22 protein-coding genes are annotated in these 21,256 nt (G+C 58.6%); 13 read left to right on the top strand and 9 right to left on the bottom strand.

The annotated features are described in order from the left end of the window. Positions 1–16: 16 nt before the first annotated feature. Positions 17–286, bottom strand: coding sequence for a PepSY domain-containing protein (locus tag ACTD9P_RS03870; protein ID WP_056860286.1), 270 nt, complete (start codon positions 284–286; stop codon positions 17–19). A gap of 152 nt (positions 287–438) precedes the next feature. On the opposite strand from ACTD9P_RS03870, the gene ACTD9P_RS03865 reads away from it, so the two are divergent. From ACTD9P_RS03865 to fapF, 7 genes are all read left to right on the top strand, one after another. Then, on the top strand, positions 439–1,434 hold the full coding sequence (locus ACTD9P_RS03865) for a FecR family protein (RefSeq protein ID WP_438866769.1): 996 nt from the start codon (positions 439–441) through the stop codon (positions 1,432–1,434). A gap of 315 nt (positions 1,435–1,749) precedes the next feature. Further along, a complete protein-coding gene (fapA, locus tag ACTD9P_RS03860) occupies positions 1,750–2,208 on the top strand; it encodes a fibril amyloid chaperone protein FapA (protein ID WP_438866768.1) in 459 nt (152 codons plus the stop codon). Continuing rightward, the gene (fapB, locus tag ACTD9P_RS03855; RefSeq protein ID WP_285679590.1) at positions 2,205–2,768 is read left to right on the top strand and encodes a fibril amyloid subunit FapB; all 564 of its coding nucleotides are present in this window, start codon (positions 2,205–2,207) and stop codon (positions 2,766–2,768) included. Before fapA ends, fapB begins: the two co-directional genes overlap by 4 nt. A gap of 67 nt (positions 2,769–2,835) precedes the next feature. Further along, on the top strand, positions 2,836–3,519 hold the full coding sequence (fapC, locus tag ACTD9P_RS03850) for an amyloid-like fimbrin subunit FapC (protein WP_017138129.1): 684 nt from the start codon (positions 2,836–2,838) through the stop codon (positions 3,517–3,519). Between the two features lie 62 nt (positions 3,520–3,581). Next, a complete protein-coding gene (gene fapD / locus ACTD9P_RS03845; protein ID WP_285679589.1) occupies positions 3,582–4,259 on the top strand; it encodes a fibril amyloid maturation endopeptidase FapD in 678 nt (225 codons plus the stop codon). A 37-nt stretch (positions 4,260–4,296) separates the two neighbouring features. Next, on the top strand, positions 4,297–5,046 hold the full coding sequence (gene fapE, locus ACTD9P_RS03840; protein WP_438866767.1) for a fibril amyloid subunit FapE: 750 nt from the start codon (positions 4,297–4,299) through the stop codon (positions 5,044–5,046). A 49-nt stretch (positions 5,047–5,095) separates the two neighbouring features. After that, positions 5,096–6,394, top strand: coding sequence for a fibril amyloid transporter FapF (fapF, locus tag ACTD9P_RS03835; protein WP_438866766.1), 1,299 nt, complete (start codon positions 5,096–5,098; stop codon positions 6,392–6,394). A 121-nt stretch (positions 6,395–6,515) separates the two neighbouring features. Here fapF and ACTD9P_RS03830 read toward each other — a convergent pair whose 3' ends face one another. Next, entirely contained in the window at positions 6,516–7,841 is a 1,326-nt protein-coding gene (locus ACTD9P_RS03830) for a sigma-54 dependent transcriptional regulator (protein WP_438866765.1), read from the bottom strand. Between the two features lie 345 nt (positions 7,842–8,186). On the opposite strand from ACTD9P_RS03830, the gene ACTD9P_RS03825 reads away from it, so the two are divergent. Continuing rightward, positions 8,187–8,447: a hypothetical protein gene (locus tag ACTD9P_RS03825; protein WP_438866764.1), complete on the top strand. Its 261-nt coding sequence runs from the start codon at positions 8,187–8,189 to the stop codon at positions 8,445–8,447. A gap of 67 nt (positions 8,448–8,514) precedes the next feature. On the opposite strand, the gene ACTD9P_RS03820 is transcribed toward ACTD9P_RS03825, so the two are convergent. From ACTD9P_RS03820 to gnd, 3 genes are read right to left on the bottom strand one after another with little or no spacing between them, the layout of a single operon-like run. Beyond that, entirely contained in the window at positions 8,515–9,339 is an 825-nt protein-coding gene (locus tag ACTD9P_RS03820; protein WP_438866763.1) for a Cof-type HAD-IIB family hydrolase, read from the bottom strand. Next, the gene (gene zwf, locus ACTD9P_RS03815) at positions 9,336–10,859 is read right to left on the bottom strand and encodes a glucose-6-phosphate dehydrogenase (RefSeq protein WP_438866762.1); all 1,524 of its coding nucleotides are present in this window, start codon (positions 10,857–10,859) and stop codon (positions 9,336–9,338) included. The genes ACTD9P_RS03820 and zwf overlap by 4 nt, the downstream gene beginning before the upstream one ends. Next, complete coding sequence (gene gnd, locus ACTD9P_RS03810; protein WP_138815162.1) at positions 10,856–11,839, bottom strand: phosphogluconate dehydrogenase (NAD(+)-dependent, decarboxylating); 984 nt, start codon at positions 11,837–11,839, stop codon at positions 10,856–10,858. The genes zwf and gnd overlap by 4 nt, the downstream gene beginning before the upstream one ends. Positions 11,840–12,109: 270 nt before the next feature. On the opposite strand from gnd, the gene ACTD9P_RS03805 reads away from it, so the two are divergent. The 4 genes from ACTD9P_RS03805 (at position 12,110) to ACTD9P_RS03790 (ending at position 16,905) form a co-directional block, all read left to right on the top strand. Beyond that, a complete protein-coding gene (locus ACTD9P_RS03805) occupies positions 12,110–12,286 on the top strand; it encodes a DUF6026 family protein (RefSeq protein ID WP_438866761.1) in 177 nt (58 codons plus the stop codon). Positions 12,287–12,438: 152 nt separating this feature from the next. Further along, positions 12,439–14,181 carry a phosphoethanolamine transferase CptA gene (locus tag ACTD9P_RS03800; RefSeq protein WP_438866760.1) on the top strand — a complete coding sequence of 581 codons (1,743 nt, stop codon included), beginning with the start codon at positions 12,439–12,441 and terminating at the stop codon, positions 14,179–14,181. 128 nt (positions 14,182–14,309) lie between these two features. Beyond that, positions 14,310–16,550 (top strand): TonB-dependent siderophore receptor, encoded by a 2,241-nt coding sequence (locus ACTD9P_RS03795; protein ID WP_438866759.1) that lies wholly within the window; start codon positions 14,310–14,312, stop codon positions 16,548–16,550. 142 nt (positions 16,551–16,692) lie between these two features. Next, positions 16,693–16,905, top strand: a complete 213-nt coding sequence (locus tag ACTD9P_RS03790; protein ID WP_200433756.1) for a hypothetical protein — start codon at positions 16,693–16,695, stop codon at positions 16,903–16,905. Between the two features lie 112 nt (positions 16,906–17,017). On the opposite strand, the gene ACTD9P_RS03785 is transcribed toward ACTD9P_RS03790, so the two are convergent. The 4 genes from ACTD9P_RS03785 to ACTD9P_RS03770 all read right to left on the bottom strand — a co-directional run bounded on the left by ACTD9P_RS03785 (position 17,018) and on the right by ACTD9P_RS03770 (position 19,892). Beyond that, entirely contained in the window at positions 17,018–17,509 is a 492-nt protein-coding gene (locus tag ACTD9P_RS03785; protein WP_200433755.1) for a GNAT family N-acetyltransferase, read from the bottom strand. Positions 17,510–17,666: 157 nt separating this feature from the next. After that, positions 17,667–18,773, bottom strand: a complete 1,107-nt coding sequence (zapE, locus tag ACTD9P_RS03780) for a cell division protein ZapE (protein ID WP_438866758.1) — start codon at positions 18,771–18,773, stop codon at positions 17,667–17,669. Positions 18,774–18,788: 15 nt separating this feature from the next. After that, entirely contained in the window at positions 18,789–19,124 is a 336-nt protein-coding gene (locus ACTD9P_RS03775; protein ID WP_438866757.1) for a nuclear transport factor 2 family protein, read from the bottom strand. A 51-nt stretch (positions 19,125–19,175) separates the two neighbouring features. Further along, positions 19,176–19,892, bottom strand: coding sequence for a helix-turn-helix transcriptional regulator (locus ACTD9P_RS03770; protein ID WP_138815155.1), 717 nt, complete (start codon positions 19,890–19,892; stop codon positions 19,176–19,178). 162 nt (positions 19,893–20,054) lie between these two features. Here ACTD9P_RS03770 and ACTD9P_RS03765 point away from each other — a divergent pair, with 162 nt between their 5' ends. Further along, positions 20,055–21,101, top strand: a complete 1,047-nt coding sequence (locus tag ACTD9P_RS03765) for an aldo/keto reductase (protein WP_438866756.1) — start codon at positions 20,055–20,057, stop codon at positions 21,099–21,101. The last annotated feature ends 155 nt before the right edge of the window (positions 21,102–21,256 follow it).

Genomic DNA, 21,256 nt, shown 5'->3' with positions numbered 1-21,256 from the left:
GCCCCCGCAGCGAGCATCAGTCTTTCTGGTCGCGCAGGACATTACCGGAAGCGCCATCGATACGTGCTTCATACACGATGCCATCGGACTTGCGCCCTTTGACTTCCCAATAGCCGTTGTCATCGGCTTCGGCACTGTAGACTTCGACATAGCCGGCCTTGGTCTTGGCGGTTTCAATGGCTTTCTCGATGGTGATCCAGCCGGCGCCCGGCTTATCGGCCAGGGCGGCGCCAGCGCTGAGCAGCGCGGTGGTTGCACACAGGGCGACTAAGGTTTTCTTCAGCATATTCGTTCTCCATTGTGGGACTGACGGACTCGTGTCCTGTGTTTTCTGATATTTACAAACGAGAATAAGTTCCAATTGATGTGCAATCGCCATGACGGCTGTTCTCGCCATCCGCCTTGGGAGGTTAGAATGTGGGAAATCAGGACGGTTTAATGACTCAACAGCCCCTTTCAGAAGACGAGTATGACGCGATCACCGATGCCGCCGCGCATTGGTGCATGCGTCTGCATGCCAGTGATTGCACGGCGAGCGAACGTCGGGCTTTTGAACAGTGGCACGATGCGCACCCGCTGCATGCCTTTGAGTATGCCGCCATGCTGGAAATCTGGGACGTGGCTGACCACCTGCCACGCAGCGAACCGGCTGTGGTTGTGCTGCCATTCAAGCCACGCCGCCGACTGCGCACCTATGCAGTGGCCGCCGCGATATGCCTCGCCGCCCTGCCGCTGGCCGCCTTTACCGGCTGGGAAGCAGGCTGGTTGCCCAGTTCCTATGAACATTTCGAAGCCGACACCGGCTTGCGCAAAGTGACCCTCGGCGACGGCAGCCAGGTTGAATTGAACCTGGGCACCGAGTTGGTCTACAGCCATTACAAGGACCAACGCCGCGTGACCTTGACCAAGGGCGAAGCGTTTTTCAAAGTCACCCATGACAGCCTTCACCCGTTTATCGTCAAGGCGGGCGAAGGCCAGGTTCGGGTGACCGGCACTCAGTTCAATGTCTGGAAATATGAAGACCAGGTGCGGGTGATGTTGCTTGAGGGCTCGGTGCAGATTTCCAGCGACAAGGTGCATGCCAGCGTGCCCCTGACCCCAGGCATGCAGGCCATTTACAACCTGGGCGATGCCACCCCGCAAATTGCTGCGATTAACCCCGATGATTCGGCCCTGGCCTGGCGCCAGGGCAAACTGGTACTCGACAACCTGGCCCTGACCGACGCGTTGCCGCTGATCAACCGCTACTTGAACAAACCGGTGATGCTGGCAGATGCCAGTACCGGGGCGATTCGCATCGGCGGCATCTACAACATCAATGAGGTCAACAACCTTGTGCCTTCCCTGCCCAAGGTGCTGCCGGTCTACCTGACCCAGAACCAGGACGGCAACCCGGTACTCAATTCCATCCCGCGTAAAGCGCCCAAGGGCTGAGCCTGCCTGCAACAGCTGGTTCGCTCGCGCCCAAAGTGTCCATTTTTGAAACACCTTCCTCGCTTGAATCGCCCGCCCGGTGCGCATTCATGGCTTTGTCACGCGCAGTGTTACATCGCTGAGACACCCTTGAGGCTTGGCCGGGCATGCCCGTTGACGGCGACACTGTTTCAACGATGAAACAGCATCGTTATCACTTTGCCTCGATTTAACGCCAACCCTCTGAATATAAACAATAAATAAAAAGCGGCACGCGTTCTGCTCTGTTCCCAACAACGCTGTTTAGGGTCAGCGTGAAGAATAAGGAACACTGCCATGGACACACACAATCCAGGCTCACTGAGCCTCCTGCTGATCGGCTGTGCACTGAGTGCCAGCGTGAGCGTTCCGGTGCTCGCGGCGGGTGATGGTGTGATCGTGCTTGAACGCCAGGTTCAACCTTATGCAATTGGTCGTTCACGCGGCCAGGATCCCTACCCCACCACCGTGAATGCCAACCCGTCGGCCCAAGTCAATCGCGCCATGAACCATGAGCTCAGCGACAACGACATTGCCGGTATCAGCAGTGGCTCAAGCATTACTCGCAGCACCATGCCCAATGGCGGTATTCCCGCCCTGAACAACATCGGTAGCGCCAGCAACCTGGGCGCAGCGGGTGCGGCCGGCCACGGTGGTGGTGGCAGCGGCATCGCTGGCACGGTCAACGGCGCAATCTCCAGCGGCCTCGCGCCGCTGAACAACATCGGCGGCATGGTTGGGGGGGCGATGAAATGAACCGCTCCTGGATGCTTCTTGCAGCCCTCGGTTGCACTGCGGCGATGGCCGACAGCAACAACAACGCAACCCTTGATAACTCGGGCAAGCAATACAACGGTGTGGTGACGATCAACCAGGCCGCCGGTGACCAGCAACAACTGAGCAACAACGTCGCCATCGCAGTGGGCCACAACGCCCAGGCCAACATCGCCGTCACGCAAAAAATCGGCGGCGCGCCCGCCGACCGCTCCCTGAACGCCAATGCCGCGATCCAGGGCAACTCTTTCAGTAATGGCAACGGTGCACTGAGCGTCAACCAGTCCGCCGGGGCCCAGAACCAGATGATCAATGCCGTGCGCATCAGCGTGAACGCTGGCCCGCAAAGCATCGACGACAGCGTCATGTCGCAACAGAACGTTGCGCTTGCAACCGACTCAGGGTTGACCCCTACCACTGGCAGCCGCCAGGTCGTTACCAGCGACCAGGCCTTCACCGGCAGCCGTGGAGTGGTTCAGGTCAACCAGAGCGCCGGGGTGGGGAACCGAGTGGCTAACACCCTGAACTTACGACTCAACTGATGGAGCTGAGTCTATAGCTGGACCGTACCAACACTTAACCAACTAATTAGAAGCAAGGAGATACACCATGAAAACTTCAATGGCTCTTAAACCACTGGCTTTCGCTCTCGCTGCGCTCATGGCTGTTGCTGCTCAAGCGGGCGGTTATCACGCGCCTACCACGGCTGCTGCGACCACACAGGACGGTCAGAGCAACCATGGCAACGTGGTACTTAATGACAAAACCAAAAACAACGCCTCGGCCAATGATTCCTACAACAACATCAGTGGCGTGGCCAACGGCAACGTGCTGAGCGGCGACAACAACCAAGGCAAAAACGACGTTGCCATCGTTTCCGGGGATGCGGATTTCGTATTCGCCGCCACCGGTACCGCTCAATCGAACACCGGTAACTTTGTGGCCAACAGCGGCACTAGAAACAACGCTTCCCTTAACGACAGCGGCAACCACGCTTCAGGCGTGATTCAGTTGAACGCCGCATCGGGCACCTCCAACCAAGGCAGCAACAGCGTTGCAATTGCCTCGGGTAATGGCGACAGCGGTGCTGCAGCCGTCACTGGCGTGCAGGATGTGTCGGGCAACCTGACCCTCAATCTGGCCAGCGGCCACGGCTGGGGCAGCACCAAACCGGTGGTCAACAACGCCAGCGTGAACAACTCGATGAACTACAGCTCTGGGGTGTCGAACTCCAACGTTCTGTCGGGCAGCAACAACCAAGGTCAGAACAACGTAGCAATCACTCGCTTCTGATCCAGATAGGGCCTTGGCAACAAGGCCCTTTTTATTTCCAGTGTCCAGCAGGTCATACGATGATGCGCCTCACAGCTGCCTTCCTTCTGCTTGCACTCACTGGCCCGGCCTGGGCGGCGCAAATGGCCGTCGTCATGCCGAATGGCGCGGTGGTCTACAAGAAGGTCGAAAGCATCCGCGAGCGCAAGTTCGCCAACCTGGTGGAACAGAAAACCGATTTCAGCTGCGGCGCCGCCGCGCTGGCGACCATCCTGCGCCAAGCCTATTGGATGGACGTGGATGAAGACCACGTGATCAAGGGCATGCTGGTCAACGCCGACCAGGACCTGGTGCGCACCCAAGGCTTCTCGATGCTCGACATGAAGCGCTACCTGGAAAGCATCCACATGCGCGCCAAGGGCTACCGGATCACGCCTGAAGTGCTGGTCACCGTGAAAGTGCCGGTGGTGGTGTTGCTGGACATTCGCGGCTACAAGCACTTTGTGGTGCTGCAACGAGCCGACAAAGACTGGGTATATATCGGCGACCCCGTGCTGGGCAACAAGCGCTATGCCAAGGACGACTTCGTCAAGGGCTGGAACGGCATAGTGTTCGCGGTGATCGGTGAGGGTTACGACAAGGCCAACGCCTTGCTCACTCCGCGCGCGCCGCTGACGGCCAAGAACCAGTTCAACGAGTTCAGCCCGGTACGCGACAGTGAATTGATGGACTTCGGTTTTATCCAGAGCGACTTCTTCTAGAAGCGCAATAAGGAGCAGGACGCTCCAGGAGCAAACGATGAACACTCAACGCTGGCTGACGGTGTTATGCCTGGCAGCCGCAGCACCTGCCTATGCTTCTTCGACATTCAAGCCGATCGAGCTCAAGGACGCGGAAATGGCCGAGTTGCGCGGGCGCTATGTGATGCCCGGGCGGATTATCAGCTTTGGCATTGTGATGAGCAGCACCTGGACCAATGCCGCCGGCGCGACCGTGACCGGCACCGCCAATATGCAAGTCAATGCCTCCACCGTCACGCCGCAGTTTTATGTGCAAATTACCGGTAACGATGGCACTGGGGTGATCAAACAGCCTGACGGCAAGGGCACCGTTGTCGGCGGCGCCGGTCTCGGCACTGGCCAGGGTGTCACGCAAAGCGTGCGCGCAGCGGGCGATGGCAACACGGCCAACAATGGCGTGGATATCAACGTGACGAAAAACGGCCTGGCGCCGGCCAATTACGTGCAGTCGGGCCAGGCACTGATTGCCGGCCAGCCGATCACGGGGGGCACAGCCGCCGGCCAGGTCACGGTCACGGCTAAAAACGGCGGGCTGCAAATGGCGCTCCAGGCCAATAACAATCAAGGCAATGTGGTGCAGCAAATCGGTGCCGGCAATGTGCTTCAAGGCACCGTTATTCAAGGCAACAGCAATTTCGTGAACAACTTGACCCAACTTAATGTGGTCATGGGCAACAACGGTTTGAACAACATTACGCAGAACCTGAACCTGGACCAACTCAAAGGCCTACGCCCTTCCGGTTATTGAACTACGCTGAGCCTCGACACTTACGCATTAGAAAGGGACGGCTTATTTCATGCATCGATCTTTATCGTTACGTGCCGTAATTTGTTTGAGTACGCTCCTGCCCGCATCGGTGTTGTACGCCGCGCCGGATGCCGACATCGAAACGCTGAAACAGGAACTGCTGGAGCTCAAGCAACGTTATGAAGTGCAGCAAAAAGCACTGGCCGTATTGGAGCAACGCGTAAGGCAAGTAGAAGATCAGCCCGCAACACCAACGCCCAAACGCCTGGCCAAATCCCCTGCCGACTTCCAGAAAGGCGGTACGACAGTGGCCGGCGTGGGCGCAGCCGCCGCATCCGGAGGCGCGGCAGGCAGCAGTTCCTACGGGCAAAGTTTGAAGGACGATTCCACCCCGGCACAAAGTGTGAGCAACTTGTACAACGAGGCCAGTGGCTTTTTTGGCAATGGCAAGTTCAGCTTTGAAACCGGGCTTACCTACGCCCGCTACGACGCGCGCCAATTGTCACTCAACGGCTTTCTGGCGTTGGACTCGATCTTCCTGGGCAATATCAACCTGGACCGGATCAAGTCGGACAGCTGGACCCTGGACCTCACCGGCCGCTACAACCTGGACAACCGCTGGCAATTCGACCTGAACGTGCCGGTGGTGTATCGCGAAGCAACCTACCAGTCCGGTGGTGCCGGCGGCGATGCCAAGAATACGTCGGAAGCCTCCGTCAGCCGCGATCCCACCATCGGTGATGTCAACTTCGGCATCGCCTACAAGTTCCTCGATGAAAGCGCCAGCCTGCCGGATGCGGTGGTGTCGCTGCGGGTCAAGGCACCCACCGGCAAGGAACCCTATGGCATCAAGCTGATCGAGCAAGCCAGCAACAACAACCTCGCCGTGCCGGAAAGCCTGCCGACCGGCAACGGAGTGTGGTCGGTCACGCCGGGTATTTCCCTGGTCAAGACCTTCGACCCGGCGGTGTTGTTCGGCTCGCTGTCCTATACCCATAACTTTGAAGACTCGTTCAGTGACATCAGCCCCAACGTCAACCAGAAGATCCCGGGCAAAGTCAGCCTGGGTGACAGCTTCCAGCTCGGTGTTGGGGTGGCCTTCGCGCTTAACGAGAAGATGAGTATGTCGTTCTCGGTGTCTGACTTGGTGCAACGCAAAAGCAAGGTCAAGCAGAGCGGCCAGGACTGGCAATCGGTGGTATCCAGCGATGCCAACGCCGGGTATTTCAACGTGGGCATGACGATTGCGGCGTCGGATAACCTGACGATCGTGCCGAACCTGTCGATTGGGATGACGGATGATGCGCCGGACTTTACGTTCAGCTTGAAATTCCCGTATTACTTTTAGTGGTATGGGGACGCGGAGCGTCCCTGGCGGCATTACCACGCGGAGCGTGGGAACGATCAGCGTGGGAACGATCAGCCCCGCAACGATAAGGGTCGTTGCGGGGCCTTTCGGTTTACCCGCCCTAGCGGATCTGGTGTTTGTGCAGCAACCGGTAGAACGTCGGCCGCGACACGCCGAGCACACGGGCCGCGATACTCAGGTTATCGCTGTGCCGGTTGAGCACATCGCACAACGCCTGGCGTTCAGCGCGGTGCTTGTAATCTTCCAGTGTAGCCATGGGCGGCGCAATTGCCTGTTCACCTTGCAACCCCAGGTCAACGGCTTCGATCTGGCGGCCTTCTGCCAGCACCAGACCACGGCGCACACGGTTGGCCAACTCGCGCACATTGCCCGGCCACGGGTGTTGGCCCAGGGCAACCAAGGCATCCTCGCTGAAGCTGCGCGGCCTGCGCCCGGTTTCCTGGCTGTAGAAGCGTGAAAAATGGTTGGCCAGCATCGCCACGTCGCCGTGCCGCTCGCGCAGTGGTGCGGTTATCACCTGCAAGACATTCAGCCGGTAATACAAGTCTTCACGAAAGGTGCCCTTCGCAACCGCCGCTTCCAGGTCCACGTGTGTCGCTGCCAGCACCCGCACATCCACCGGGATGGGCTGGCTGCCACCGACGCGTTCGATCTGCTTTTCCTGCAGGAAACGCAGCAAGTTGGCTTGCAGTTCCATGGGCAAGTCGCCGATCTCATCGAGAAACAGCGTGCCACCGTGGGCTGCCTCGATACGCCCGACCTTGCGCTGGTGAGCGCCGGTGAACGCGCCTTTTTCATGGCCGAACAGCTCGGACTGGATCAGGTGCTCGGGAATCGCGCCGCAATTGATCGCGACAAAAGGCTTGGCATGGCGCTGGGATTGACGATGCAGGGTCTTGGCCACCAGCTCTTTGCCGGTGCCGCTGTCACCGCGGATCAGCACTGGCGATTCTGTGGGTGCCAGTTTGGCGAGTAATTTGCGCAGCTCACGAATGGGCCGGCTGTCGCCCAGCAGTTCATGTTCCTGTGCGTCGATCAGCGCATGGCCTTTGCCGCGCAGGCGGGCCATGCCAAATGCACGCCCTAGCGTGACCTGCACGCGGGCAACATCAAACGGCAGGGTGTGGAAGTCAAAAAACCATTCACAGACAAAATCGCCGACATTTTGCAGGCGTAAAACGTCCTGGCTGAGCACGGCGATCCATTCGGTGCCGCTGCGGCTGATCAACTCCTTGACCGCTTCAGGGCGCTCCAGGTGATACGGCTGCAGGCGCAACAGTCCCACATCACACGACCTGTCGCCTACGGCGGCGAGTGCACAGCTGTCCACTTCCCAACCCGCACTGTGCAGACCGGGCAATAGCTGGTGGCAATCGTCGCACGGGTCGACTACGAGCAAGCGTCGTTGGAAAGGTGTAACAACCATGACTATTCCTTGGCGTCAAAATTGTTAAAGTTATTTATAAACAACGGTTTGTGCGGCCTGGCGCTAACACTAGCAAGTTATTGACGCAGCCTTTGTACCGTTTCGCTATAAGTCTGGGCACAAAGCCATCTCGGCGTCGCTGCGGACAAAAAAATCATCCGTGACCGCCACACTCAATGCGCTTTCAAAACAGCCGCTTACATGACGCCAATCACGAAAAGTTGAAATTTCTTGCTCTAAGATGTGACCCATACCCTGCCATCGTGCATCAGTACAAGTAACTCACCGTCTGGCTCGCCCAACCGACGGTACTTAACTGACTGGGCATTTAGAGAGAAGACCCACATGAACGCCCCGCTCCGCATCAACGAAGCTCTTTTGATCGCAGACCGTGCCTTCCAGCCTTTTCAGTGCGTGGCCTGGCACGATGGCAATGGCGCCCTAAGCCTGAGCGTCATCGACCGTACCAATACCCGTATCGGCAGCAAACAGCTGTCTTCGAGTACTTATTCCGACCCGGCTCAGTTGGAAGAATTGTTGTTGCAGGCACGTGCCGAGCTCGACAAAAACGGCTACCAATTGCAGTCATGGGTTATGCAAAAGTAAGACTGGGCAGTAACTTCCGATCATTGCACAACAATGATCGGAAGTTGAACATCACAACCTCAGCAACTTATCGCGGTGCGAGTATAAAGCGCTCGATCGCTTCGGCTGCGCCGTCCTCGACATTGCTGCCGGTAACCACACTGGCTTGGCGCTTGACGATTTCTTCCGCCTGCCCCATCGCAATCGACAAACCCGCCACGGCAAACATCGCCGGGTCATTGCCGCCGTCGCCGATAGCCGCCGTCTGCTCCATCGGCACGCCGAGGTGCGCAGCCAGGGTTTTCAACGCCTCGCCCTTGTTGGCGAGCATGGCCGTGACGTCCAGGTACACCGGCTGCGAGCGTGATACCTGCGCCAAACCCTGCACCTTGGGCTGCAACTGCGCTTCCAGCTCGATCAACAACTGCGTGTTGTTGCTGGCAGCGACAATCTTGTCGACCCGGTCCAGGTACGGCTCAAAACTCTCCACCACCACTGGCCCATAGCCCAAGCCATCGGCTTCGCGCTGCACCATTGGCCCAGGCGGGTCACGGCGCAGCCAATCGCCATCGGCGAACACCCAGACTTCCACGTCCGGCTCGGCCGAAAACAGCGCCAGGGTTATCAGCGCCGCCTCCGCCGGCAGGTGATGAGCAACCAGGATGCTGCCATCCGGGTTGATCAAGGTGCCACCGTTAAAACCCGCCACCGGTACATCAATACCGAAGGTCTCGATAAGGTGCAGCATGGCCTTGGGCGGGCGCCCGCTGGCCAGGCTGAAAAACACCCCAGCGTCACGCAACGCACGAATAGTGTCGGCGGTGCGCTGGCTAAGACTGTGGTCGGGATGCAACAAGGTGCCGTCTACATCACTGAGCACCAACTGGATGGGATGAATCGCTGCATCACTCATCCGAGGCTGTGCCAGCTGCGACCATCACGGGCCAGCAACTCATCAGCCGCCGCCGGGCCATCTTCACCGGCCTTGTAGGCCTGGATCGCGTCGTCTTCTTTCCAGGCATCCAGGAACGGCTGCACCGCACGCCAGCCATTTTCGATGTTGTCGGCGCGCTGGAACAAGGTTTGGTCACCGGTCATGCAGTCATAGATCAGGGTTTCATACCCGGTCGACGGCTGCATTTCAAAGAAGTCCTTGTAGTCGAAACCCAATTCGATATTGGCCATTTCCAGGGCCGGCCCGGGCTTTTTGGCCAACAGGTCGAACCACATGCCTTCGTTTGGCTGGATCTGGATTTTAAGGTAGGTGGGCTTGAGTTCATCCACGTCCGTGTCGCGGAACTGCGCATACGGCGCGTGCTTGAAGCAGATCACGATTTCGGTGTCGCGAATGCTCATGCGCTTGCCAGTACGCAGGTAGAACGGCACGCCGACCCAACGCCAGTTGTCGATCATCACCTTGAGGGCGACAAAGGTCTCGGTGCTGCTGTCAGGCGCAACGTTGGCTTCTTCACGATAACCGGGCAGCGACTTGCCGCCGATTTCGCCGGCGCTGTACTGGCCGCGTACCGAGTTGGCGCGCGCATCTTCCAATGACCACGGGCGGATCGCACCCACCACCTTGGCCTTTTCACCGCGCACTGCATCGGCGCCAAACGCCGCCGGTGGTTCCATGGCCACCATCGCCAGCAGCTGGAACAGGTGGTTAGGCACCATGTCGCGCAAGGTGCCGGTTTTCTCGAAGAAATTACCCCGCGTCTCGACGCCAACGGTTTCCGCCGCAGTGATTTGCACGTGGTCGATGTAATGGTTGTTCCAGAACGCCTCGAACAGCACGTTGGAGAAACGGCTGATCAGGATGTTCTGCACCGTCTCCTTGCCCAGGTAGTGGTCGATGCGATAGATCTGCTTCTCGCTCATCACCTTGAGCAGGCACGCGTTAAGTGCTTCGGCGGTGGCAAGGTCCGAACCGAAAGGTTTTTCGATCACCACACGACGGAAACCGTCGTCGGTTTCGTCAAGCAAACCGGCACTGCCCAGGCGCTGCGCCACTTCACCGAAGAAGCGCGGTGCCGTGGCCAGGTAGAACACCGCGTTACCGGTGCCGCTGTCGGCGATCTTCTTGCCGATGTCGGCGTAGGTGCTGTCGTCAAGGAAATCGCCCTCGACGTAGCTGATGCCTTTGGCCAACTGCGCCCACAGCTCGGGGTCCAGGGCGTTCTCGCCATTGCCGCGGACTTTGCTGGCGGCCTCGGTGCGAATGAAGTCCTCAAGCTTCTTGGCGAAGTCGGCGTCACTGATGGCGTTGTGATCAACGCCGACAATACGCAGACCGTCGCCCAGCAGCCCGTCACGACTCAGGTTGTACAGCGCCGGCATGAGCAGGCGCTTGACCAGGTCGCCATGGGCGCCAAACAGAAACAAGGTAGTGGGTGGAGCAGGTTCGGCCTTGGGTTTCTTGCCGTTAGCGGTCATTTTTTGGAAGTCTCCACGTGGCCACCAAAGCCGAAGCGCATGGCAGACAGCATTTTGTCACCGTAGGTGCTCTGCTGGCGCGAACGGAAGCGGGCGAACAACGAAGTGGACAGTACCGGTACCGGCACGGCTTGTTCCATGGCGGCTTCGATGGTCCAGCGGCCTTCGCCACTGTCGGCCACGGAGCCGGAGTAACCGTCGAGTTTCGGGTCGGTGGCCAATGCATCGGCGGTCAGGTCCAGCAACCAGGACGAGACCACGCTGCCACGGCGCCAGACTTCAGCGATGTCGGCAACATTGAGGTCGAAGCGCTCGTGCTCTGGCAGGCTTTCCGAATTTTTGGTCTTGAGGATATCGAAGCCTTCCGCGAAGGCCTGCATCATCCCGTACTCGATGCCGTTGTGGATCATCTTCACAAAGTGCCCGGAACCGGCGGGGCCTGCGTGGATATAACCGTGTTCGGCGCGGCTGTCGGCAGAGGCCGAACGGTCCTTGGTGCGTGGGATGCTGCCCAGTCCCGGTGCCAGACTGGCGAAGATAGGGTCGAGGCGCTGCACGGTCTCGACGTCGCCGCCGATCATCATGCAATAGCCGCGCTCCAGGCCCCAGACGCCGCCGGAGGTGCCGACGTCGACGTAATGCAGGCCTTTTTCCGACAAGGCCTTGGCGCGACGGATGTCATCTTTGTACATGGTGTTGCCGCCGTCGATGATCACGTCACCGTCTTCGAGCAACTCACTGAGCGTATTGATGGTGTCTTCGGTGGGCGCGCCTGCCGGCAGCATCACCCACACAGCGCGCGGCTTTTGCAGGCCGGCTACCAGGGCCTTGAGGTCGGCGACGCCGGTGGCGCCCTCCTCGCTCAAGGCTTTGACGAATGCTTCGTTACGGTCGTATACAACGGTGGTATGCCCATTGAGCATCAGGCGCCGCGCAATGTTACCGCCCATGCGGCCTAGTCCGATAATCCCCAGTTGCATGTGCTGATGCTCCTAACTGCTAAATAAATGTGTGACATAGTTTATAGCGCAATGAGGCTAATGAGGGTTAGTCCAGAGCGGATCCGTGTAGTTTCATGACAAAAAAATGCCATCGTTTCAGCATCACTGCCGAAAAAGTCACAGCGACCACCAAAAATAAAAAAGTTCCATTGACCCAAAAAAGAATTCAGAATTGCTTCCGACTGTTGCCGCGAACCTCGACTGAAGCGTTCCGGCACCGCGATCTACCGGCTATTTGCGAGGTAAGCAATGAGCACAGCACAGATGACCCGACCGCCACAGACCCTCTACGTCAGCGTGCGTCGCGATGAATTGCGCCAATTAAAAGAAGAGCGCGATCAGCTGCAGCAGGAAGTTCTGCGCCTGCGCGCACACCTTCAAGCGCAGCTCAACCTGGCATCCGGCGCCCAGCCCGTACTTTGCTGAACCTAAGCTGAACAAAGCCTTCAGAAATAACTCACGAAGTTTTCACATCCTCATCCCGATACTCCCGCCGAATAGGGCCACGCACACGCGGCGGCCCACTGTCGCGTGCATTCCTGCGCAGCGACTGAGCAATTATCGGGTTGGAGTACTGGATGGCGATGTTCAAACGCAGCACCAAGTCTGCGAAAGGCTTTGATTGGGCCGGTCTTGGCTGGTTGTTCCTGTTTTTCTGGTATTTCTCGGGTATTACCCAACTTCTGATCCAACTGACCGGCACCTCCGGTTTCAGTGGTTTTCGCCAAGCCTTCTTCCTGAGCGCGTTCTGGCTCGCGCCGATGCTGCTGTTCCCTAAGCGCACGCGCTTGCTCGCGGCCTTGATCGGCGTGGTGCTGTGGGCCTGTTCGATGGCCAGCCTGGGTTATTTCTTCATCTACCAGCAGGAGTTCTCGCAAAGCGTCATCTTCATCATGTTCGAATCGAACATCTCTGAAGCGGGCGAATACGCGACTCAATACTTCGCCTGGTGGATCGTGCTGGCGTTTATCGCCCATACCGCCGTGGCCGTGCTCCTGTGGACCCGCCTGCGTCCGGTTTACTTGCCGCGTGGCCAGGCGCTGCTGGCAGCCACCGCGATTGTGCTGGCCGTGGTCGGTTACCCGCTGGTCAAGCAGATTGCGACCAACCCGACCATGGAACTGGCCATCGACGGCTTTGAAAGCCGCGTCGAACCTGCCGTGCCATGGCAGATGATCGTTGCCTACCGCCGCTACACCGAACAGCTCAACAGCATGCAGGGCATGCTCACCAGCGCCAGCAAGATCCCGCCGTTGAAGAACCTCAAGGACACCATGGCCGACCAGCCATCGACCCTGGTGCTGGTGATCGGCGAATCCACCAACCGTCAGCGCATGAGCCTCTACGGCTACCCGCGCAATACCACGCCGGAACTGGACAAGCTGCGCGACCAGCTGGCGGTCTTTGACAACGTCATCACTCCGCGGCCCTACACCATTGAAGCGCTGCAACAGGTGCTGACGTTTGCCGACGAAGAGAACCCGGACCTGTACTTGAAGACGCCGTCAATCGTCAGCGTGATGAAACAGGCCGGTTACAAAACCTACTGGATCACCAACCAGCAGACCATGACCAAGCGCAACACCATGCTCACCACCTTTTCCGAGCAGGCTGACGAGCAGGTGTACCTCAACAACAACCGCAACCAGAACGCCCGCCAATACGACGGCGACGTGCTGGCGCCGTTCGCCAAGGCGTTGGCCGACCCTGCCGAGCGCAAGTTCATCGTGGTGCACCTGTTGGGCACGCACATGAGCTACCAGTACCGCTACCCGCCGACCTTCGACAAGTTCACCGATCGCCAGGGCGTACCCGCCGGTGTCAGCGACGATCAGCTGCCGACCTACAACAGCTACGACAACGCGGTGCTGTACAACGATTTCGTGGTGTCGAGCCTGATCAAGGATTACGCCAAGACCGACCCCAACGGCTTCCTGCTGTACCTCTCGGACCACGGCGAAGACGTGTTCGACTCGGCCGGCCACAGCACCTTGGGCCGTAACGAAGGCAAGCCGACGGCGCCGATGTATACCATCCCATTCATGGCCTACGCCTCACCAAAGTGGCGTGAAACCCATGACTGGAGCTTTGCCAGCGACTTGCAGCGGCCTTACAGCAGCTCGCAGTTGATCCACACCTGGGCCGACATGGCCGGTTTGAGCTTCGATGAGTGGGACCGCAGCAAGAGCCTGGTGAACGACAGCTTCAAGCCACGCCCGCTGCTGATTGGTGACCCTTACATCGGGCAGAAAAAGGGCCTGATTGATTTCAGCCTGATCAAACCAAAGAAGTCGGACGCCTCTGAAGTGGTAGCAAAATAGACTGAGCCTTGTAACAGAAAGATAACAATCATTCTCGTTTAAGCCTAAAGTTCCGCGCGCCCTTTCGTCTTTGAGCCAAGGCCTTCTCTTACTGAGAAGGCCGCAAAGACGACAAGGAGTCTGCCGCGATGTTCGCGCCTTTTACCCGTTCCATGACCCTCACCCTTGGCCTGTGCAGCGTCGCGCTGAGCCCGGACCTGCTGGCTGAGACCGATCCCGAGCACGCCCCGCCACGCGCCCTTGAGCTGGGTGCCACCAGCATCACCGCCGAAGGCCTGGGCGCGACCACCGAACACACCGGGGCCTACACCACCGGCTCGATGAACACGGCCACCAAGCTGAACATGTCCATCAAGGAAACCCCGCAATCGGTTTCGGTGATTACCCGTCAGCAAATGGACGATTTCAACCTCAATACCCTCACCGAAGTGCTGCGCCAGACCACAGGTGTCAACGTCCAGCATTATGACTCCGACCGTGTCTACTATTCCGCCCGTGGCTACGGCATCAATAACTACCAGATTGACGGGATGCTCAATACCTTCGGCTACATGAAGTCGGATGCGGACACCATCATTTACGACCACATTGAAGTGGTACGCGGCGCCACGGGGTTGACCACGGGTGCAGGCGACCCTTCGGCCACCGTCAATATGGTGCGCAAGCGCCCCACCGCCCAATGGCAGGCGCGAACCGGTGTGAGCGGTGGCAGCCATGACAACTATTACAGCTACGTGGACGTCGGCGGGCCGCTGGCATTTGACGGGCGATTGCGCGGACGCACCGTACTGGCTTACCGCGACAGCAAGTCGTTCCGAGACAACTATGGGCTGCAGCGGTCGGTGGGCTACGGCATTCTGGAAGGCGACCTTTCAGACGATACCGTGCTGGCTGTAGGGTTTGATTACCAAGACAAGCATGTGCAAGGCACCTCCTGGGGCACTGTGCCCTACTGGAACAGCCAGGGCGGCAAGGCCGGTCTCTCGCGCTCAACCAACATGGCGGCAGACTGGAGTTCGTGGCCGCTGACGGACAAAACCGCCTTCGCGACACTGGACCATCGGTTCGCCGGTGACTGGCATTTGAAGGCGGCCTACACCCATCGGCAAAGCGACACCGACGGCAAGGTTTACTACGGCGGTGCGGGCTTCCCGAATGAAGATCGCAGCGGCATGTATTCCTGGTCCAGCCATATGCTCGGCAAATCAACCATGGAAGCCATCGACCTCAATCTCGCCGGCAGCTACACGCTATTGGGCCGCGAACACGCGCTGATGGTGGGCTATGGCGAAGCCGCCCAACGCGATGTATCACCCTTTCTGCGTAGAGGCCAAAACCCTGCGGGTTACGAAACTATTCCAGATTGGAAATACATGGGCGGGATCGGCAAATTTCCTGACACCGTCACGGGCCTCAAAGGTGAGCACAGCAGTAAGGAACAGAAAGCTGGCTACCTGGCCACGCGCCTGAGCCTGACAGATCGTTTGCACGCCGTGCTCGGCAGCCGCTACGGCAGTTGGTCGCTGGAAAGCGCAGAACCGGCCTACAACGCCAACGATCAACTGACTGCTGCCAACAAAACCCGCCAGACCCACAATGATATGTGGACCCCCTACGCCGGGCTGCTTTATGACCTGACGCCGCACTACACGGTCTACGCCAGCTACACGGATATATTCAAGCCACAAAGCAACCGGGATGCCAACAAGAAATACCTCGAGCCTGTGGTGGGCAGCAACTATGAGGTGGGCCTCAAAGGCAGCGTGCTGGACGAACGCTTGAACCTGGCGGCGGCGTATTTCTGGAGCAGCCAGGACAATGTCGCGGAGCTGGACGACTCGGTGCCACCCAATCCAGTCACGGGTGAGGAGTACTACAAAACCGGCGGAAAAGGTAACAAGGTCAAGGGCTTCGAACTGGAGGCCGCCGGTGAAATCATGCCCGATTGGAATGTGACAGCCGGCTACACCTACACCCACTCAACGTACGGCACGGGCAAACGCAACAATACCGAACAGCCGCTCAACCTGCTGAAAGTCTCCAGCGCCTACCGGCTGCCAGGCGAATGGCGCAACCTTACGGTGGGTGGTGCAGTGAACTGGCAGAGCGACTTCTACGGCCTCAGCAATCGGCCAACGGGCGCCCGGGACGACAAGGGCAACCTGATCACCACACGAGCAAGGATCACCCAGCAGGCCTACACCGTGCTCAACCTGATGTCGCGCTACCAATTCGACGAACATGTTTCTGCGTCAGTTAACGTCAATAATCTATTTGATAAAAAATATTACGAGCGCGTCGGTTTTTATAATGGCGTGTATTGGGGAGACCCGCGCTCGATCACGCTGGCAGTGGATTGGCGGCTATAAATGGCAACCCCGAAGTTAACAAAAACGTTAACTTCGGGGCAGTTCCATGTTAATTCCCACTTAATAAGACAGCCCCATAGTCGCTCCATGAATCGGATCACGGAGCGATCAGACACCACTCACTCTTAATGGGAATACTGCCATGAAACTTTCGACCTTGATGCTTGCCGGCCTGATGAGCCTGACCTCCGTTGCCGCCTTCGCAGAGGGCGGTTCAGAGCGCTCGAAGGAGTTTTACAACAACTTCGCCTTCACCCAGCAGCAAATTCACGGCACCACAGACAAAACCGCACTGGCCGACGGCAAGAATGTAAAGACCGAACAGTCCAGTGCCGAGCAACAACCTAACAGCTGATTTAATCTTTAGTTAATCCGCATGCCCCTGTGCCAATCCGCTCCTTTGGCAAAGGTTTATTTGGCGCCATTGAATGGCGCCTTTTTTATGCTGTTTATATTAAGCGCAGTGATTAAAGCGGCTTACTCCAAAACAGCATGCGGCCATGGGCGGGATCAAAGATCGAATCATCAAAACCAAACTTGCGATAGGCCGCTTGCGCCACGTCATTGCCTTCGAGCACTTCCAGCGTGATCTTGCAGCAACCGCGCTGACGGGCAATCTCTTCGACCTTGAGCAGCATTTTCTGGCTCAGCCCCAGGCCACGAAACTGATTCATCACCACCACATCGTGTACGTTGATCAGCGGGCGGCAGGCAAACGTCGAGAACCCTTCAAAACAATTGACCAAACCCGCCGGCTCCCCGCCGACAAACGCCAGTACGCTGAAAGCGTGGGGGCGCTTGGCCAGTTCGGCTGGCAGTTGCTGCAGCAGATCGGCTGGCAGCGTGTGACCGCCACCCATCGGGTCTTCAGCGTAATGGTTGAGCACCTGGCCAATGGCTTCGGCATGCACGGGGTTGGTATAGCTGGCTTGCAGCACCAGGATGTCTGGGGTGTCCATTTCCTTCCTCAATCACGACAACAAGGGAATCGGTTCCCTTTGAAGGGACGATTGTAATCGGGGAGCCAGGCGCAGATGAAGGAGATTAACTACAAATGCCTGACGGAAATGACGAAGGTTGCCCCCCCAAACAAGCACCGCCGGCCTGGGATTTGTCCTAGGCGCCGAACCGTTGCAGTTGCATCTCTTGCAGACGGCTCAGGGTGCGCCGGAACGCGAATTCCAGATAACCCTCGGTATAAAGACTTGCCAACGACACTTGGGCCTCGATAAACAATGGCACCTTGCGGTCGTAGCACTCATCCACCAGTGCGATGAAGCGCCGCACACTGTCATCATGTACCGACAATTCAGGCAGTTCTCGATCACCCGCCACCACGCGCTGGGCCGCATCTTCGGTGCCACGGGCAATCCGCGCCGGGCGTTTTTGTGCGCTCAGGTTGGGCACTTCACCCAGCAGGATCGCCTTGTAGCGGTCGCACAGCAGCATGAAGTCCATCGCTGCCAAGGGTTGCTCGCAAAAATCGGCGTACCGACACCAGAGCACCGTGTCGCTGGACTGCACCGCGACTATCGAACGAAACCCGACACTGACCGCCCCGCTGCTGACCGCCTGCCCTTCGCTCAGTTGCCTGAACACCGTAGCGAGTGCATCCGGTTGATTCACCCAATAGCGCTGCAGCCCCACACCTGGATGCAAACGGTGATCTTCACCACCGTCCACTGCTACCACATCCATATGCTGCTTGAGCGCCTCAATACCCGGCAGGAATCGTTCGCGGTTGAAGCCGCCCGCGTAGAGTTCGTCGGGCGGTTGGTTGGAGGTGCAGACCATGACCACACCCTCCTCGAACATCACCTGGAACAGTCGGCCGAGAATGATCGCATCACCAATGTCGTTGACGAACAGTTCGTCGAAACACAACACGCGCACGTCCTGGCTGAGTTCCCGCGCCAACGCCTGCAAGGGATCATGAATGCCACTGAGCTGGAAAGAGCGCTGATGCACCCAGCCCATGAAGTGATGAAAATGCTGGCGCCGCGCGGGAACGCGCAGGCTCTGATAGAACTGGTCCATCAACCAGGTCTTGCCCCGACCCACCGGCCCCCACAGGTAAACCCCGGGAATCGGCGAGCGGCCTTGGTGCAAGGCCTCAAAGCAGGTTTGCAGGGCTTGCACCGCCCGGCGCTGGGCGTCGTCGGGCACGAAACCTTGCTGGGCGATGGCGTGTTGGTAGGCGACGAGCGGCGAGTCGAAAGTCATGCGTACCAGTATGACTTACAGCGAGATATCCAGCCGTGAAATCTTGCCCTGCTCGTTCAGGCGAAAGGTATAGCGCAGCTCCAGTGGGCTACCGGGGAAATTGCCGGAAACCACATTGCTGACCAGGACCTTGCCGGTGCGATGCTGCACGTTGATCACTTCGACACGCGGCTGATAACGCCGTCCGGTGTCCTCGACCCAGCGGGCAATGGCTGCCGGGCCGACCTGATGCTCGCCTTCATCGAACACATTGGCATCGTCGGCAAAACACTGGGCAATCGCTGAGGTGTCGCCGGTATTGGTCGCGGTTATATAGGCTGCAATGGCCGGGGCCAACGCTGGAAAAGACATGGCACAGCTCCTTTTTAGTGATTTATGGCGCCATGCTAAGCCAGAGCTGTGTCAGTTTTTGTCAGGAGTAAAAGGACCCGCATCATTCTGTTCCATCAACTTGCGCCAGCCGCGCAGCAGGTCGCTGCGCCGGCCTGGGTAACGCTCACCGTGGGCGTCTGCTGCGGCAACCCGGTCGGTGCGAAACGTACGATAAGCGCCCCGCAACTCGCACCAGGCCACGATCACACGGACCTCATTGAGAAACCCCAATGCCAGCGGCCAGATCAGCCGCTGGCTCTGGGTTTGGCTGGCGTCGGCGTAATCGATATGCAACTTGGCCTGGTTGCGAATAGCCTCGCGGAACACATTCAGCGGCACGCGATTTTCCGGGTAGCCAAAGCCGGGTGGCCCCGGCAGCAGCGTGGGGTTACGCAAGGCTTCCTGCGCAGCCGGGTCCAACACGTCGGCGATTTTCGCCAAGGCGTTGGCAGCCGCACGGCTGAGCACGTCATCGCCACGCTGGTCCACATAACGCAAGCCCAGCACGATGGCTTCAGTTTCCTCGGCGTTGAGCATCAGTGGCGGCAAAAACAGCCCACTGCGCAACACATAGCCCACCCCGGCCTCACCAAAAATCGGCGCGCCGAGGGCCGTCAGCTCCGCGATATCGCGATACAGCGTGCGCTCGGACACCTCCAACTGTGCAGCGAGTACGGCTGCGGTCACCGGACGTTTTTTGCCCCGCAGGGCCTGCAACAACGTGAGTAAACGAGTGGTACGCGACACGTTGGCCCCGCCGAAAAAAGAAAAGTGCCGCAGCTTAGCAGAGCGCCCTGTCAGAAAACGTCAGCAGTAAAAAAGGCCCTTGACCGGATAAATTACCAAGATCATATTAAATACATGTTTGCAGACATGTATAAATCCCACATCCCCTTCAGGAGTCTTCATATGCGCAATAAAGTCTTTGGCCGTCGCAGCGGTCTGCAGGTATCGGAGCTGGCCTTGGGCACCGGCAATTTCGGCACAGGCTGGGGGCATGGCGCCGAGCGCGATGAAGCCAAGCAGATATTTGACGGTTACCTTGAAGCAGGCGGCAATTTCCTCGATACCGCCAACGGTTACCAGTTCGGCCAGGCCGAAAAGCTGCTGGGGGAATTTATCGCCGCCGAGCGCCACAACCTGGTGGTTGCCACCAAGTACAGCCTGCGTACCCAGCCCTCCGACGAAGGCACGATCAAGCTCGGCAACAACCGCAAGAACATGGTGCGGGCCGTCGAAGAAAGCCTCAAACGCTTGAACACCGATCACATCGACCTGCTCTGGGCGCATATGAGTGACAACGTCACGCCGATGGAAGAAATCCTGCGCGGTTTCGATGACCTGGTGCGCGCCGGCAAGATCCACTATGCCGGCCTGTCGAACTTCCCGGCCTGGCGCATCGCCCGCGCCGACCTGTTGGCAGAGGTGCGCAACTTCGCGCCGATCATTGGCGTACAGGTGGAATACAGCCTGGTCGAGCGCAGCGCCGAACGTGAAATACTGCCGATGGCCGAGGCCCTGGGCTTGGCCGCCACGCTGTGGTCGCCGTTGGGTGGTGGCTTCCTTACCGGCAAATACCGCGAAAGCCAGGACGACAATCGCGCCAATAAACTGGGCATGCTGATCCATTGCGAACAAAGCGCGCGCGAAACGGCCGTGCTCGATACCTTGCTGGCGGTTGCCAGCGAATTGGAGGCAAGCCCAACCCACGTCGCCATCGCCTGGCTACGGGAAAAGGCCCGGCGTTCGACTACGGCGCTGATCCCGATCCTCGGCTCACGCACCCGTGCACAACTGGATGCCACGTTAGGTGCACTCGAGGTGCAGCTGTCGAACGAACAAGTGACCCGCCTGGACAGCGCCGGCGCGATCCCACTGGGCGTGCCCCACGGGATTATCTCGGAGCGCTTCGCGCTCAACCACGGCGCAGACACACCGCGACCACCGGTTATTTGAGACGAAAAAAAACGGCCTGTTCAGACTAATGCCAGCTAGTTAAGAGTTGGAACTGACAACCCGCAACCTGTGGCGAGAGAGCTTGCTCCCGCTGGGGTGCGAAGCGGCCCCTGCTTTAAAAGCATGGGACTGCTACGCAGTCCAACGGGAGCAAG

This window comes from Pseudomonas onubensis, from assembly GCF_965653655.1.
Taxonomy (GTDB): domain Bacteria; phylum Pseudomonadota; class Gammaproteobacteria; order Pseudomonadales; family Pseudomonadaceae; genus Aquipseudomonas.
The sequence above is the reverse complement of the archived record's forward strand: the minus strand, read 5'-3'. Positions and strand labels throughout refer to the sequence as shown.

Bases quoted from the DNA above. Each gene is read 5' to 3' on its own strand.
- ACTD9P_RS03870 (WP_056860286.1), bottom strand. From the start codon at position 286: ATGCTGAAGAAAACCTTAGTCGCCCTGTGTGCAACCACCGCGCTGCTC.
- ACTD9P_RS03865 (WP_438866769.1), top strand. From the start codon at position 439: ATGACTCAACAGCCCCTTTCAGAAGACGAGTATGACGCGATCACCGAT.
- fapA (WP_438866768.1), top strand. From the start codon at position 1,750: ATGGACACACACAATCCAGGCTCACTGAGCCTCCTGCTGATCGGCTGT.
- fapB (WP_285679590.1), top strand. From the start codon at position 2,205: ATGAACCGCTCCTGGATGCTTCTTGCAGCCCTCGGTTGCACTGCGGCG.
- fapC (WP_017138129.1), top strand. From the start codon at position 2,836: ATGAAAACTTCAATGGCTCTTAAACCACTGGCTTTCGCTCTCGCTGCG.
- fapD (WP_285679589.1), top strand. From the start codon at position 3,582: ATGCGCCTCACAGCTGCCTTCCTTCTGCTTGCACTCACTGGCCCGGCC.
- fapE (WP_438866767.1), top strand. From the start codon at position 4,297: ATGAACACTCAACGCTGGCTGACGGTGTTATGCCTGGCAGCCGCAGCA.
- fapF (WP_438866766.1), top strand. From the start codon at position 5,096: ATGCATCGATCTTTATCGTTACGTGCCGTAATTTGTTTGAGTACGCTC.
- ACTD9P_RS03830 (WP_438866765.1), bottom strand. From the start codon at position 7,841: ATGGTTGTTACACCTTTCCAACGACGCTTGCTCGTAGTCGACCCGTGC.
- ACTD9P_RS03825 (WP_438866764.1), top strand. From the start codon at position 8,187: ATGAACGCCCCGCTCCGCATCAACGAAGCTCTTTTGATCGCAGACCGT.
- ACTD9P_RS03820 (WP_438866763.1), bottom strand. From the start codon at position 9,339: ATGAGTGATGCAGCGATTCATCCCATCCAGTTGGTGCTCAGTGATGTA.
- zwf (WP_438866762.1), bottom strand. From the start codon at position 10,859: ATGACCGCTAACGGCAAGAAACCCAAGGCCGAACCTGCTCCACCCACT.
- gnd (WP_138815162.1), bottom strand. From the start codon at position 11,839: ATGCAACTGGGGATTATCGGACTAGGCCGCATGGGCGGTAACATTGCG.
- ACTD9P_RS03805 (WP_438866761.1), top strand. From the start codon at position 12,110: ATGAGCACAGCACAGATGACCCGACCGCCACAGACCCTCTACGTCAGC.
- ACTD9P_RS03800 (WP_438866760.1), top strand. From the start codon at position 12,439: ATGGCGATGTTCAAACGCAGCACCAAGTCTGCGAAAGGCTTTGATTGG.
- ACTD9P_RS03795 (WP_438866759.1), top strand. From the start codon at position 14,310: ATGTTCGCGCCTTTTACCCGTTCCATGACCCTCACCCTTGGCCTGTGC.
- ACTD9P_RS03790 (WP_200433756.1), top strand. From the start codon at position 16,693: ATGAAACTTTCGACCTTGATGCTTGCCGGCCTGATGAGCCTGACCTCC.
- ACTD9P_RS03785 (WP_200433755.1), bottom strand. From the start codon at position 17,509: ATGGACACCCCAGACATCCTGGTGCTGCAAGCCAGCTATACCAACCCC.
- zapE (WP_438866758.1), bottom strand. From the start codon at position 18,773: ATGACTTTCGACTCGCCGCTCGTCGCCTACCAACACGCCATCGCCCAG.
- ACTD9P_RS03775 (WP_438866757.1), bottom strand. From the start codon at position 19,124: ATGTCTTTTCCAGCGTTGGCCCCGGCCATTGCAGCCTATATAACCGCG.
- ACTD9P_RS03765 (WP_438866756.1), top strand. From the start codon at position 20,055: ATGCGCAATAAAGTCTTTGGCCGTCGCAGCGGTCTGCAGGTATCGGAG.